This is a genomic window from Sinorhizobium fredii USDA 257 (assembly GCF_000265205.3).
GTDB classification, from domain to species: Bacteria; Pseudomonadota; Alphaproteobacteria; order Rhizobiales; family Rhizobiaceae; genus Sinorhizobium; species Sinorhizobium fredii_B.
The window spans coordinates 67,204-79,843 of sequence record NC_018000.1; the positions used below are offsets into that span (position 1 = coordinate 67,204).

The 12,640-nt window shown below is 64.1% G+C and carries 12 protein-coding genes; 5 read left to right on the forward strand and 7 right to left on the reverse strand.

The features are described 5' to 3' along the window. Positions 1 to 47: 47 nt before the first annotated feature. Positions 48 to 1,250 (reverse strand): efflux RND transporter periplasmic adaptor subunit, encoded by a 1,203-nt coding sequence (locus USDA257_RS00310; protein WP_014760869.1) that lies wholly within the window; start codon positions 1,248 to 1,250, stop codon positions 48 to 50. Between the two features lie 42 nt (positions 1,251 to 1,292). Further along, a complete protein-coding gene (locus tag USDA257_RS00315; protein WP_014760870.1) occupies positions 1,293 to 2,108 on the reverse strand; it encodes an alpha/beta hydrolase in 816 nt (271 codons plus the stop codon). A gap of 136 nt (positions 2,109 to 2,244) precedes the next feature. Here USDA257_RS00315 and USDA257_RS00320 point away from each other — a divergent pair, with 136 nt between their 5' ends. After that, positions 2,245 to 3,153: a LysR family transcriptional regulator gene (locus USDA257_RS00320; RefSeq protein ID WP_014760871.1), complete on the forward strand. Its 909-nt coding sequence runs from the start codon at positions 2,245 to 2,247 to the stop codon at positions 3,151 to 3,153. Between the two features lie 110 nt (positions 3,154 to 3,263). On the opposite strand, the gene USDA257_RS00325 is transcribed toward USDA257_RS00320, so the two are convergent. The 3 genes from USDA257_RS00325 to dapD form a co-directional block, all read right to left on the reverse strand. After that, positions 3,264 to 5,165: a DEAD/DEAH box helicase gene (locus tag USDA257_RS00325; protein WP_014760872.1), complete on the reverse strand. Its 1,902-nt coding sequence runs from the start codon at positions 5,163 to 5,165 to the stop codon at positions 3,264 to 3,266. Positions 5,166 to 5,317: 152 nt separating this feature from the next. Then, positions 5,318 to 5,701, reverse strand: a complete 384-nt coding sequence (locus USDA257_RS00330) for a DUF805 domain-containing protein (protein WP_014760873.1) — start codon at positions 5,699 to 5,701, stop codon at positions 5,318 to 5,320. Positions 5,702 to 5,703: 2 nt separating this feature from the next. Beyond that, positions 5,704 to 6,561 (reverse strand): 2,3,4,5-tetrahydropyridine-2,6-dicarboxylate N-succinyltransferase, encoded by an 858-nt coding sequence (gene dapD / locus USDA257_RS00335; RefSeq protein ID WP_014760874.1) that lies wholly within the window; start codon positions 6,559 to 6,561, stop codon positions 5,704 to 5,706. Positions 6,562 to 6,866: 305 nt separating this feature from the next. Here dapD and USDA257_RS00340 point away from each other — a divergent pair, with 305 nt between their 5' ends. After that, entirely contained in the window at positions 6,867 to 7,766 is a 900-nt protein-coding gene (locus tag USDA257_RS00340; protein WP_014760875.1) for an LOG family protein, read from the forward strand. An 18-nt stretch (positions 7,767 to 7,784) separates the two neighbouring features. Here the strand turns inward: USDA257_RS00340 and USDA257_RS00345 are convergent, their stop codons facing one another. Beyond that, a complete protein-coding gene (locus tag USDA257_RS00345; RefSeq protein WP_014760876.1) occupies positions 7,785 to 8,498 on the reverse strand; it encodes a pyrimidine 5'-nucleotidase in 714 nt (237 codons plus the stop codon). A gap of 102 nt (positions 8,499 to 8,600) precedes the next feature. On the opposite strand from USDA257_RS00345, the gene USDA257_RS00350 reads away from it, so the two are divergent. The 3 genes from USDA257_RS00350 to USDA257_RS00360 all read left to right on the forward strand — a co-directional run bounded on the left by USDA257_RS00350 (position 8,601) and on the right by USDA257_RS00360 (position 11,439). Continuing rightward, positions 8,601 to 9,515: a DMT family transporter gene (locus tag USDA257_RS00350; RefSeq protein WP_014760877.1), complete on the forward strand. Its 915-nt coding sequence runs from the start codon at positions 8,601 to 8,603 to the stop codon at positions 9,513 to 9,515. Between the two features lie 71 nt (positions 9,516 to 9,586). Continuing rightward, positions 9,587 to 10,666 carry a bifunctional transcriptional activator/DNA repair enzyme AdaA gene (locus USDA257_RS00355; protein WP_014760878.1) on the forward strand — a complete coding sequence of 360 codons (1,080 nt, stop codon included), beginning with the start codon at positions 9,587 to 9,589 and terminating at the stop codon, positions 10,664 to 10,666. Beyond that, complete coding sequence (locus tag USDA257_RS00360) at positions 10,663 to 11,439, forward strand: isocitrate lyase/PEP mutase family protein (RefSeq protein WP_014760879.1); 777 nt, start codon at positions 10,663 to 10,665, stop codon at positions 11,437 to 11,439. The genes USDA257_RS00355 and USDA257_RS00360 overlap by 4 nt, the downstream gene beginning before the upstream one ends. Positions 11,440 to 11,610: 171 nt before the next feature. Here USDA257_RS00360 and argB read toward each other — a convergent pair whose 3' ends face one another. Next, positions 11,611 to 12,498 (reverse strand): acetylglutamate kinase, encoded by an 888-nt coding sequence (gene argB, locus USDA257_RS00365; protein WP_014327106.1) that lies wholly within the window; start codon positions 12,496 to 12,498, stop codon positions 11,611 to 11,613. Positions 12,499 to 12,640: the final 142 nt, after the last annotated feature.

Consider the following 12,640-nt stretch of genomic DNA (forward strand, 5'->3'; position numbering starts at 1 on the left):
GAATTGCTTTGCGCTGCCCTGCTTCTCAGAGAGGCGGGCGCTCTTACCTATGGTTTGGCGATCGAAGCCGTTGCCTGTTCGGCAGGCTGCGGGGCGACCACGACTCCGGGGCGCACGCGCTGCAGGCCGTTGACGACGATGCTTTCGCCGGGCTTCAGGCCGCTCTCGACGATCCGCATGCCGTCAGCGGTCGGCCCGAGGGTGACCTGCCGGTATTCGACCTTGTTGTCGGAACCGACGACCAGCACGAACTTCTTGTCCTGGTCGGAACCGATGGCGCGGTCGCTGATCACCAGCTTCTCGGCCGGTGCCGGATCGCCGATGCGGATACGGACGAACTGGCCCGGGATGAGCCGGCCGTCGGGGTTTTCGAGCGCCGCCCGTACGCGGATGGTGCCGGTCGCCGCATCCACCTCGTTGTTGATCAACTGGATATGGCCGCTGATCGGCGTGCCCTCGTCGGCGGCGGTGCCGATCTGCACCGGAATGCGTTCGATCGAATCGGTACCGGCCGAGGCGGAAAGCTTCGCCAGCGCGGCTGCGACCACTTCCTCGTTGACGTTGAAGCTCGCATAGATCGGGTCGATCGAGACGAGCGTCGTCAGGATCGGGGAGGCGGTACCGGCGGAAACAAGATTGCCGGCCGTCACCTCGAGCCTGCCGACGCGTCCGGCGATCGGCGCGCGCACTTCGGTATATTGCAGGTCGAGACGGGCGGAGCGCAGCGCCGCCTTTGCCGAGCGGACATTTGCCTGCGCCTCATCATAGGCGCTGAGCCGCTGGTCGACGCCGCTTTGCGGGATGGCGCTGGTGGTCACCAGCTTGCGGGCACGTTCGAGCTCGGTTCTCGCGAGTGCCACCCGAGCTTCGGCTGCTGCGACCTCCGCTTCAGCCCGCTCGACGGCCGCCGCAAAGGGATCTGGGTCGATGGTCACGAGCAGATCGCCCTTCTCGACGAGAGCACCCTCGCGGAAATGGGCGCTGAGGATTGCGCCGCCGACGCGGGGGCGAACCTCGACCCGCTCGATTGCCGCGAGCCGGCCCGAGAAGCTCTCCCAGGTGGTGATCCGGCGCGATTCCGCCTTGGCGACGGAAACCGGAACCGCGGCCGGTGCCGCCGTCGCCTCGGTGGCGGCGTCCGCTTCGAAGCGCGCCGGCAGGCCGAGAAGGACGGCTCCTCCGCCGGCGATCGACATTAGAATACTGAAGCCGGCGCCCCACAGGGCGCGGCGTGCAACGCTCGACGTCATGGTCTCTCCTTGCCGGTTGGGGGCCGGCTCTAAATGTCTGCTTTACGTCTGTGTGGCCTTCGCTCCCGCTTTCTCGAAGAAGCGGGAGAAAATGCCGGATATGGTTTCTTCCTGCGCGGGCCAGCTTTCCTGAGCCGAGACATTGGCCGGAATCCAGGCGGCGCGGCCGGGCAGAACGTGCATCTCCACCGGCACGCCGGCTCCACGCAGGCGCTCGGCATAGGCCTTGGCCTCGTCGCGCATCGGACATTCCTCGCTGGTAATGACCAGGGCCGGAACGAGGCCTCCAAGCCGGGTGCAATGGCTAGGCGCCGCGTAAGGGTGGGTCAGGCCGCTGCCTTCGCCCAGATATTGCTGCCAGCCGTCGGCGATCGACTGCACCGAGCTCTGCGGACAGAACTTGCGGAACGACGGCGTCGCCAGGCAAGGATCGAGGAGCGGCGACAGCAGGATCTGCCCCTTGAGGTCGGTCAGAAATTGGTCCCGCGCCATCAGCGCCAGGCCGGCGGCGAGGTTGCCGCCCGCCTCCTCACCGGCGACGAACAGCAGCGACTTCTTGTGCGCAAACTGCGGACAGCGGCTGCGCATCGAAGCCAGAATGGCATAGGCAGCGTCGAGCGCCGCCGGAAACGGATTGAGGCAGGCGGACGGATATTCCGGCGAGACGACGACTGCACCGGCAGCGGCGAGTGCACCGGCGACCTTCTCTCCGGCCGCGACCGAATCTCCCGTGAAGCCACCGCCGTGCAGATGCAAAACGACGGGCGGCGGCGTGAGCAACGACGCACCCTTGTAGACGCGCGCGCAGCACGAGCCTTGGCCCGTCTGCATCGTCTCTTCGGTAAAATGCGTTTCCATCACTTGCCTCGACAATGGGTGAATCCCTAGATGAGGGACAACCCGCGACGTTCACACCATACCATTGTCTTTTGTTTGGAATAGTCTGCGGTTTCTGATTACACTATTCGTCATTTCGAACAATTGGCTATTGAAAATGGACCAGCTCACGGCCATGCGCGTGTTCCTTCGAGTGGTGGAGACCGGCAATTTCACCCGGGCCTCCGTCTCGCTCAACATGCCGAAGGCGACCGTCACCAACTTGATCCAGGGTCTGGAGGCGCATCTTCGCACCAAGCTCCTGAACCGCACGACGCGGCGGGTTCTGGTGACGCCGGACGGCGCACTCTATTACGAACGTGCCGCGCGCCTGCTCTCCGACATCGACGAACTGGACGGCAGCCTTTCGAGCGCCCAGAGCCTGCCGAAAGGCCGGCTGCGCGTCGAAACCGCGAGCGCCTTCGCCAATCTGATCATCATTCCGGCACTCCCGGAGTTCCACAGGAAGTATCCCGATATCCAGATCGATCTCGGCGTGTCCGATCGCACGGTCGATTATCTGGCCGAAAACGTCGATTGCGCCATCCGCGGCGGCACGCTGACGGATCAGTCGCTGATTGCCCGTCGCATCACGGAAATGAAATTCGTCTCCTGCGCGTCGCCGGACTTCCTCGAACGGCACTCGATGCCGCAACATCCTTCGGATCTTGAGAAGAATTGCCAAGTCGTCGGCTATTTCCTGCCAACCGGCCGACAGATGCCCTTCTATTTCCGGCGCGGAAGCGAGGAGATCGAGATCAACGGCCGCTATGTCGTGGCTGCAAACGAATCGACGACCTATCTGGCCGCCGCGCGGGCAGGTCTCGGCGTGATCCAGGCGCCGTTCTTCATGGTGCGGGACGATCTTCGCGCCGGCACCATGGTTCCGGTCCTCCCCGACTGGGACGTCGATCCGACGCCGATCTACCTCGTCTACCCGCCAAACAGGCATTTGAGCAGCCGGTTGCGGGTCTTTGCCGACTGGGTGGTGAAGGTGGTCGCGCAGTCACAGCTCGACGGCGCGTAATACGACTCGCGCTTGACCCATGCAACGCCGTCGCCGGTGTCTGCAATCCGCCGAGGGAGCGGGGCGTTGGATGGGCGCCGCAGCGCCTCATTTCGCGCCTCGCTGCGAGATCAGGCCTGCCGGTTCTTGGCGTTGTTGCGCTTGGCTTTCGGCTTGAAGTCGCTGCCCGACTTCTTTGCCTCAGGCTTGCCCTGCTTCTTGCTCCAGGGCTTTTCGTCCCGCTTCTCCGGATGCGCGTCCTGCGTGAGGGGAGGCTTCTTTTCGAACTTGCGCTTCGGTTTGAAGTCTCTTTGGCCATGCTCCGACGCGGCCTCGGCCGGCCGCGGCCGCTTCTTCGCGAAGTCTGGCTTGTCCTGTCGCGGCTGCGAGCTATCCGGTGCACCCGGCAGCGTCTTGACGCGGATGCCCTTTTCCAGCGTCCGGTTCGGGCCGATCGCCGAGAGGAAACGCTCGGCGCCTTCGGCCGTCAGTTCGACATAGGTTTCCTCGGGCTGCATGCGGATCGCGCCGATATCGCGCTTCGTGAGCTTGCCATGGCGGCAGAGCATCGGGATCAGCCAGCGGGGCTCGGCATTCTGCTTGCGCCCGACCGAGAGCGAAACCCATTGGCCGTCGGTGAAGTCCGCACGCGGCGCGTCGATCTCGTCGCGCGGCGCGACCGGTCCGTCGCGCCGGGTCTTGCCACGATCGCCGCCCAGCGGGATGTCCGCCAGGTCCTCTGGCGCCGAGCGGCCAGCGCGAAACTGCCGCAGGAAGGCGGCGGCAAGCTTCTCTGCACCATGGCGCTCGATCAGCGCATGCACGATCGCCTGTTCGTCGTCGCGCGGTGGTTCATCGAAAGTCGGATCGGCGATGAGGCGCTCCTCGTCGCGGCGCGTTACTTCGTCCGCCGACGGCGGCTTTGCCCAGGTCGCAGTGATGCGAGCGCCATCCAGCAGTCGCTCCGCCTTGCGTCGCTGGTTGACCGGTACGATCAGCGCGCTGACGCCCTTCTGGCCGGCGCGGCCGGTGCGGCCGCTGCGATGCAGCAGGGTCTCCGAATTGTTTGGCAGGTCGGCATGGATGACGAGTTCGAGGCCCGGCAGATCGATGCCGCGTGCCGCCACATCGGTCGCAATGCAGACGCGGGCGCGGCCGTCGCGCATCGCCTGGAGCGCGTGAGTGCGCTCGTTCTGGCTGAGTTCGCCCGAAAGCGCCACGACCGAGAAACCGCGATTGTTGAAGCGGGCCGTCAGGTGGTTCACCGCGGCGCGGGTCGAGCAGAAGACGATCGCATTGCGGGCCTCGTAATAGCGAAGCACGTTGATGATGGCGTTTTCCCGGTCGCTCGGAGCGACGAGGAGGGACCGGTAGTCGATGTCGCCGTGCTGCTTCTGTTCGGAGGCGACCCCGATGCGGACGGCGTCGCGCTGGTAGCTCTTGGCAAGCGTCGCAATCGAGCGCGGCACGGTCGCCGAGAACATCAGCGTACGTCGTTCGGCCGGCGACGCCTCGAGGATGAATTCCAGATCCTCGCGGAAGCCGAGATCGAGCATCTCGTCCGCTTCGTCCAGCACCACCGCGCGCAACGCCGAGGTATCGAGCGAGTCGCGGCGGATGTGATCGCAAAGCCGGCCCGGCGTTCCGACGACGATATGAGCGCCGCGCTCGAGTGCACGCCGCTCGCTGCGGATATCCATGCCGCCGACGCAGGACGCGATCGTTGCCCCTGTGATCTCATAGAGCCATTCGAGCTCGCGCTTGACCTGCAGCGCCAGTTCGCGCGTCGGCGCAATGACAAGCGCCAGCGGCACGCCAGGGGCGTCGAATTGCCTTGCAGGGCCGAGCAGCGTCGGCCCGAGGGCCAGACCGAAGGCAACGGTCTTGCCGGAACCGGTCTGTGCCGAAACCAGCGCGTCGGCACCGTCGAGCGCCGGATCGAGCATCGCCTCTTGAACCGGTGTCAGGGTGGTGTATCCGCGTTTCGCCAACGCCTCGGCGATCGAGGGCGCGATCCCTTCGAACTCTGTCATTTCCTGTCTTTCGGATTTCGGTCGTCGCACCGGCAGACGAGCGGACCATGGATCGGGTCGTCATCAGGCGTCGATAGCCGCGGCCAACGTCGCGGCCTGTTCATTTGCGCGCTACATACGCGTTGGGAGAGGGAATGTACAGGGGCGGGCGGTCAGCGCCTGGGGCCATTGCGGCGCCCGCCGAATTCGTTGGCGCCTTGCGCGCCGGGCCAGAGGCAGAGTGCGATGAAGACGATGGGGCTTAAAACCGGGATGAACAGGCAGAGCGCCAGCGGTCCGGGATAGCCGATATCGTGCAGGCGCTTGATCGCCAGCATGGCAATGGAAACGGTCGACGCGACGCCGGAGCCGATCAGCGCCAGCGTCCAGAACACCAGTGCCACATCCTGATTTTCGTATTTCAGCATCTGCATCAGGATGACGCCGCCGACGACGAACCAGAAAAGCCAGGAGAGAAAGAAGGGCAGGCGACCAATCCGGCCGGAGGGGCTGAAGAACAGCCAGGTCATGCTCGGCGGCCGCCCCTCCTCGGCCATGGTCAGTCCCGGAGCAGCTCGTTGATGCCGGTCTTGGAACGGGTCTTCTCGTCGACCCGCTTGACGATAACGGCGCAGTAGAGGTTCGGCGCCGGCTGGCCGGTGGCCATTGTCGAGCCGGACGGCATGGAGCCGGCGACGACGACGGAATAGGGCGGCACTTCGCCATACATGACTTCGCCCGTCGCGCGGTCGACGATCTTCGTCGACTTGCCGATGAAGACGCCCATGCCGAGGACGGAACCCTCGCGGACAATGCAGCCCTCGACCACCTCGGAGCGGGCGCCGATGAAGCAATTGTCCTCGATGATGGTCGGGCCGGCCTGCATCGGCTCCAGCACGCCGCCGATGCCGACACCGCCGGAGAGATGCACGTTCTTGCCGATCTGCGCGCAAGAGCCGACGGTCGCCCAGGTGTCGACCATCGTTCCCTCGCCGACATAGGCGCCGAGATTGACGAAGGAGGGCATCAGGACCGCATTTGGGGCGATATAGGCCGAACGGCGCACGACGCAGTTCGGCACCGCCCGGAAGCCGGCCTTCTCGAATTCGTTGACGCTCCAGCCGTCGAACTTGGAGGCGACCTTGTCCCACCAGACGGATTCGCCGGGGCCGCCCCTGACGAGTTCCATCGGGTTCAGCCGGAAGGAGAGAAGCACGGCCTTCTTGAGCCACTGGTTGACGGTCCAGGTGCCGTCCGCACCGCGCTCGGCGACACGTACCTTGCCGCTGTCGAGCAGGTTCAGCGCCGCCTCAACCGCATCGCGAATCGCGCCGCGCGTGCCGGTGCTGACGGCCTCGCGATCATCGAAGGCGGTCTCGATCGTCTGCGACAGGGAGGCGAGGTCGTGGTTCGTCATCGGATTTCCTTAAAGTTCGCGTTGTCCAGCAAGCTCTACTGCATAATTCCTCGAATCGGAACCGATTAAAGGACGGATTCGACCGGCAATTCAGAGAGCTGCGGCGCCCGCTTGCAGCTGAAAGAAGTGTATCGCCGCGGTGCCTGGCTCTGAAAAGTTGAAGGGCCTTTCGGCCCGCTCTCCAAACGGGGGACTTGGCAAGCCCTCTCGTTTCCGGCAGAGAACGCACTTATGGCTGACGAGCACAGGAATGAACGTGTCCGGACGAGATGCCGGCTGTTCGGAACGCGACGGGACGGAGACATATGGGACGCATGAAGAAGCGCGGTTTGCGCAGCAAGGGCGGGGTCTGGGATCCGCTGGCAGACAGCTCGCAAAGCAGGCAGCGCGCTTCGACCGTTCCTGTGACGCCCCAATCGGCCTCTCCGACCTATCGGCTTGCCTATATCGACGACGATTTCCTGTGCCGCGAGGAATTGCGGCCGGTGCGCCTGCAGCTCGAACTCCTGAAGACGGAGATGATGCTCGAGGAGCGCGGCATCAACTCGACCGTCGTCATGTTCGGCGGCGCGCGCATTCCGGAGCCGGGCGGCGAAGCCTGGGCGGCCAAGAACGAGACGCAGCGCAAGAACCTGGAAGCGGCTTCGGTCTACTACGACGAAGCACGCAAGTTCGCGCGACTCTGTTCCGAGCAGTCCGCCAAGCTCGGTCACAAAGAATATGTGATCGTCACCGGCGGCGGTCCGGGCGTCATGGAGGCAGGAAATCGCGGCGCCGCGGATGTCGGCGCACCGTCGATCGGCCTCAATATCGTTCTGCCGCACGAGCAGGCGCCGAACAGCTACGTTACGCCGGAGCTGTCCTTCAATTTTCACTATTTCGCCATCCGCAAGATGCACTTCCTGCTGCGTGCCAAGGCGGTGGCGGTCTTCCCCGGCGGCTTCGGCACCCTGGACGAGCTGTTTGAGACCATGACGCTGATGCAGACCGGCCGACTGGCGCTGGTGCCGCTGGTCCTCTTCGGCGAGAAGTTCTGGCGCTCGATCATCAATTTCGAGGCGCTCGCCGAATTCGGCACGATCGCGCCGGACGACATCGATCTCGTGCATTTCGTCGAAACCGCCGAGGAGGCTTGGGAGATCATCGCCCGCTTCTACGAAACGGTAGATCCGCGCGCCGTACCGATGGCCACGGGCAGGCGATAGGCTAGTCGGGCGTGCCCGTTACACCGGGGCCACGATCCGCCGCAGGAAGCCGGCCAGATCTTCGGTGACGTAGTCGATCTGCTCGTCGGCGTCGCTGGAGGTCTCCCAGGCTTCCGCGAATTCATATTCGAGATTGCGCGGCACCAGCAGAATAGTCTTCATGCCGAGTGCTTTGGGCACCAGAAGATTGCGCGGCAGATCCTCGAACATCGCCGCGTGCTGCGTGTCGACGCGGTGAAGGCTCATGAACTTGTCGTAGGTATCACCGGCCGGCTTCGGCACGTAGCCGGCGGCGACGATGTCGAAGATGTCATCGAAATGGTCGAGAATGCCGAGCGCGCGCGCCGTCATCTCGGCATGGACGACGCTGCCATTGGTGAAGATGAACTTGCGGCCGGGCAGAGCCTTGATCGCTTCGCCGAGTTCAGGGTTCGCCGGCACCACGCTGTAGTCGATCGCATGCGCCCTTTCGAGAAAATCGTTCGGGTCGATGCCGTGGTGGATCATCAGGCCCTGCAGGGTGGTGCCGTGATCGCGGTAATATTCCTTCTGCAGTTTCTTCGCCTCGGTCGGTTCGAGCGACAGGATTTCGGCTACATAGGCCGTCATGTTGCGATCGATCTGCGCGAAGAGATTGACGTGGTGCGGGTAGAGCGTGTTGTCGAGATCGAAGACCCAGTCGGTGACATGGGCGAAATCGGCATGGGTCGGCAGGCGATCGAGTTTTTTCATGGCCGCCTTATGACATGGCGCGCCGGCGAGGAAAACGGATTTATTTGACGCCTCGTCCGCTTGCGGATGGATTGTCGCCCCCGCGCATGCTAGCCGGCGAAGATGGAAACCTGGGTTCTCATCACCGTCGCAGCAGCCTTCCTGCAGAATATCCGCTCCTCCATGCAGAAGCACCTGAAGGGCGCCATGGGCACGACCGGCGCCACCTTCGTGCGCTTTGGCTTCGGGCTGCCCTTCGCGCTCCTCTACCTCCTCGTGCTCTGGCGTGTCGCCGGTCAGCCGCTGCCGGTGCCGAACGGGACCTTTTTCCTCTGGGCTGTCGTCGGAGGCCTGGCGCAGATCGCCGCGACCTTCCTGCTGGTTCACCTCTTCTCCTTCCGTAACTTCGCGGTCGGCACCGCTTATTCCCGCACCGAGCCGGCCCAGGCGGCGCTTTTTGGGCTGATTTTCCTGGGTGAAAAAGCGAGCCATGGGACACTGGTGGCGATCGCCATCTCGGTCATCGGCGTCATGCTGATTTCCGTTGCCCGCACGACGCTCAGCGCCCGATCGCTGGTGACCTCGGTCTTCAGCCGCACGGCCGCGATCGGGCTGCTCTCCGGTACGTTCTTTGGGCTCTCCGCAGTTTCCTACCGCTCCGCCTCCCTGGTGCTGGCACCCAGCCTGCCCGCGCCGGACTACATGATGCAGGCGAGCTTCACGCTCGGTTTCGTCATCCTGCTGCAGACCATCGTCATGCTCCTTTGGATCGTCGCGCGCGAGCCGAATGAGCTGAAGCGCATCGCCGCCGCCTGGAAGCCCGCTTTCATCGTCGGCCTCGTCGGTTCGTCGGCGTCCTTCGGCTGGTTCATGGCGATGACGCTGCAGCAGGCGGCGATCGTCAAGGTGGTGGCGCAGGTCGAGATGCTGTTCACTTTCGCGACGTCTTTCTTCGTCTTCCGCGAGTGGATCAACCGCCTGGAACTCGTCGGCTGCCTGTTGATCGTCCTCGGCGTCGTGATGCTGCTTGTCCTGTAATCGGGCCCAGCCGATGAAATAGACGCCCGAATTTCGGCGGACGGCTAGATCGCCCGGTGCTACAAAGCGGTATGCTCTTCGATTTGCCGAACGACGATACTCTCTATGATGCGCTCCTGGCCCGCAGTTCCGACTATGAGGGCCAGGCCTTCGCCTGCGTGAAGAGCACCGGCATCTTCTGCCGCCTCTCATGCCCCGCCCGCAAGCCGAAGCGGGAGAACACCCTGTTTTTCGACAGCATCGCCGCTTGTATCAATTCCGGTTTCAGACCTTGCGAGCGATGCCGGCCGCTGGACCAGGCTGCCGGAAAGGAGCCGCTCGTCGATCAACTGCTGAAGCTCCTCGATCGCTCCCCTGACCGTCGCTGGACCGAGGACGATCTGGTGCGGCGCGGCTTTGATCCCTCGACCGTTCGCCGGGCCTTCAAACGGAGCCTCGGCGTTACCTTTCTCGACCTTGCCCGTCAGCGACGCATGGGAGAAGCCGCCCGTCAGCTTTCCGCCGGGGTGAGCGTCATTGAAGCGCAGGTCGATGCGGGATACGAATCGCCAAGCGGCTTCCGCGCCGCCTTCGCGAGGCTGATCGGCGAGGCGCCGGTGAAGGCGCAAGGCCGTGAACTGCTCTTTGCCGATTGGATCGATACGCCGCTCGGGTCGATGGTAGCCGTCGCCGACCAGACGCTTCTTCATTTGCTCGAATTTCACGATCGCAAGGCATTGCCGGCCGAGATGGAAAGGCTGAAGCGAACGGCGCGGTCCGCCGTCGTGCCGGGCAGGACCGCGCCCATCGAGCAGATCGCTACGGAACTCAATGCCTATTTCGCCGGCCAGTCGGGCGAATTTCGCACGCCGTTGGCTCTCGATGGCACTGCCTTCGAGCGCCGGGTATGGGCGAGGCTCATGCGAATCCCGATCGGCGAGACGCGATCCTATAGCGACATTGCCCGAGAAATCGCTACCATCGAGGCGGTGCGTGCCGTGGCGAGAGCAAATGGCGCCAACCGCATCGCGATCGTCGTCCCCTGTCATCGCTGCATCGGCGCGGATGGGTCGCTGACGGGATATGGCGGCGGCCTCGAGCGAAAGCAATGGCTGCTTCGGCACGAAGGCAAGATGAGACCTGTGGGCCTGTTTACGGAGGAGATTCGATGAACCAGGAGGAAAGGGCGCGCGCCTTTACGGCGCTGCACCGCAAGGGCGACCCGGTCGTTCTTTACAATATCTGGGATGCCGGCAGCGCCCGATGCGTGGCCGAGGCCGGCGGCAAGGCGCTTGCCACCGGAAGCTGGTCGGTGGCGGCGGCCCATGGCTTTGCCGACGGTCAGAAGATCCCGCTGCAGTTGCTGGTCGAAATCGCCCGCGAAATCGTTGCCGCGACCGACCTGCCATTGTCGGTCGACTTCGAGGGCGCCTATTCGGAGGACCCGGCGCAGGGAGCCGCCAATGTGGCGCAACTGATCGATGCCGGTGCGATCGGTATCAATTTCGAGGATCAGGTCGTGGGCAAAAGCGGGATCCATCCCATCGACAAGCAGGTGGCCCGCATACGGGCGATCCGCGAGATGGCGGAACGCCAGAACGTTCCGCTTTTCATCAATGCCCGTACCGACCTGTTCCTGCAGGAGAGCGACGCGGCGCGCCATGCCGGCTTGATGAACGAGGCGATCGCCCGCGCCAAAGCCTATGCGGGAGCGGGCGCCAGCGGGTTCTTCGCACCGGGGCTTGCCGACGCCGAACTCGTCGCCCGACTCTGCGCGGCATCACCTCTGCCGGTGAATGTCATGATGAAGCCGGGGGCACCGGATCTCCCCACTCTTGCCGCCGCCGGCGTCGGCCGCGTCAGTTACGGGCCGTTCCCCTACCGGGCGATGATCGCCTGGCTGCAGGGTGAGGCGGAGAAGGTTTACGGGAGCGCTGTGAAGTAGCTGCCAGTGGAGGCTGATCGGAATGCCTTTCCCTCTGGTCGGCCCCTCATCCGCCTGCCGGCACCTTCTCCCCCCGGGGGAGAAAGGACTCGCGGCGCGCACCTCAGTCCCCTCTCCCCGCCTGCCTGGAGAGGGTTAGGGTGAGAGGCAATTTTTCACAGCGGGTTGCCTTCATGGCACGATCAGCGTACCGGCGCCGCGCTCGGTGAAGATCTCGAGCAGCACCGAATGCGCGGTCTTGCCGTTGAGGATGACCACGCCCTGCACGCCCGCCTTGATCGCCTCCATGCAGGTCTCCACCTTGGGGATCATGCCGCCGGAAATGGTGCCGTCGGCGATCAGTGCGCGCGCCTGCGCGACCGAAAGCTCCTTGATGAGATTGCCTTCTTTGTCGAGAACGCCCGGAACATCGGTCAGGAACAACAGGCGCGTCGCGTTGAGCGCGCCGGCGATGGCGCCCGCGAAGGTATCGGCGTTGATGTTGTAGGTATGGCCGTCGCGGCCGGGGGCGACCGGGGCGATCACCGGGATCATCTCCGAGCGCGCCAACAGGTCGAGAAGCGTACGGTCCACTTCGACCACTTCGCCGACGAAGCCGAGATCGAGGATGCGCTCGATATTGGAATCCGGGTCCTTGATGGTCTTTCGCGCCTTTTCCGCGAAGACCATGTTGCCGTCCTTGCCGCAAAGGCCGATCGCCCATTCGCCGGTCTGGTTGATGAGCGCGACGATCTCCTTGTTGATCGAACCGGCGAGCACCATCTCGACGATCTCGACGGTCTTCTCGTCGGTGACGCGAAGCCCGCCCTCGAATTTCGATTCAATGCCCATCTTGTTGAGCATGGCGCCGATCTGCGGGCCGCCGCCATGCACAACGATCGGGTTGACGCCCGACTGTTTCAGCAGCGCGATATCGCTGGCGAAGGCGCGCCCAAGTTCGGGATTGCCCATCGCATGGCCGCCATATTTGACGACGATCGTCTTGTTCTCGTAGCGCTGCATGTAGGGCAGGGCCTGGGCGAGCAGGCGTGCCTGGATTTCACTCTCTGATGCGGACATGACGGACCCTCGAAAAATACCGGCTGCTGTTTAGCGCAAGTTTCCGCCGGATGGAATGATCCGGGCGCAACATAAGTCGTTCAAGGATGGCGTCGGTTGATGGCGAAAACGGGTCGCCTATACGATTGACGAGATTTGTGAT

What these genes read in the sequence shown, in the direction of transcription:
- USDA257_RS00310 (WP_014760869.1), bottom strand. Translation starts at nt 1,250, where the DNA reads ATGACGTCGAGCGTTGCACGCCGCGCCCTGTGGGGCGCCGGCTTCAGT.
- USDA257_RS00315 (WP_014760870.1), bottom strand. Translation starts at nt 2,108, where the DNA reads ATGGAAACGCATTTTACCGAAGAGACGATGCAGACGGGCCAAGGCTCG.
- USDA257_RS00320 (WP_014760871.1), top strand. Translation starts at nt 2,245, where the DNA reads ATGGACCAGCTCACGGCCATGCGCGTGTTCCTTCGAGTGGTGGAGACC.
- USDA257_RS00325 (WP_014760872.1), bottom strand. Translation starts at nt 5,165, where the DNA reads ATGACAGAGTTCGAAGGGATCGCGCCCTCGATCGCCGAGGCGTTGGCG.
- USDA257_RS00330 (WP_014760873.1), bottom strand. Translation starts at nt 5,701, where the DNA reads ATGGCCGAGGAGGGGCGGCCGCCGAGCATGACCTGGCTGTTCTTCAGC.
- dapD (WP_014760874.1), bottom strand. Translation starts at nt 6,561, where the DNA reads ATGACGAACCACGACCTCGCCTCCCTGTCGCAGACGATCGAGACCGCC.
- USDA257_RS00340 (WP_014760875.1), top strand. Translation starts at nt 6,867, where the DNA reads ATGGGACGCATGAAGAAGCGCGGTTTGCGCAGCAAGGGCGGGGTCTGG.
- USDA257_RS00345 (WP_014760876.1), bottom strand. Translation starts at nt 8,498, where the DNA reads ATGAAAAAACTCGATCGCCTGCCGACCCATGCCGATTTCGCCCATGTC.
- USDA257_RS00350 (WP_014760877.1), top strand. Translation starts at nt 8,601, where the DNA reads ATGGAAACCTGGGTTCTCATCACCGTCGCAGCAGCCTTCCTGCAGAAT.
- USDA257_RS00355 (WP_014760878.1), top strand. Translation starts at nt 9,587, where the DNA reads ATGCTCTTCGATTTGCCGAACGACGATACTCTCTATGATGCGCTCCTG.
- USDA257_RS00360 (WP_014760879.1), top strand. Translation starts at nt 10,663, where the DNA reads ATGAACCAGGAGGAAAGGGCGCGCGCCTTTACGGCGCTGCACCGCAAG.
- argB (WP_014327106.1), bottom strand. Translation starts at nt 12,498, where the DNA reads ATGTCCGCATCAGAGAGTGAAATCCAGGCACGCCTGCTCGCCCAGGCC.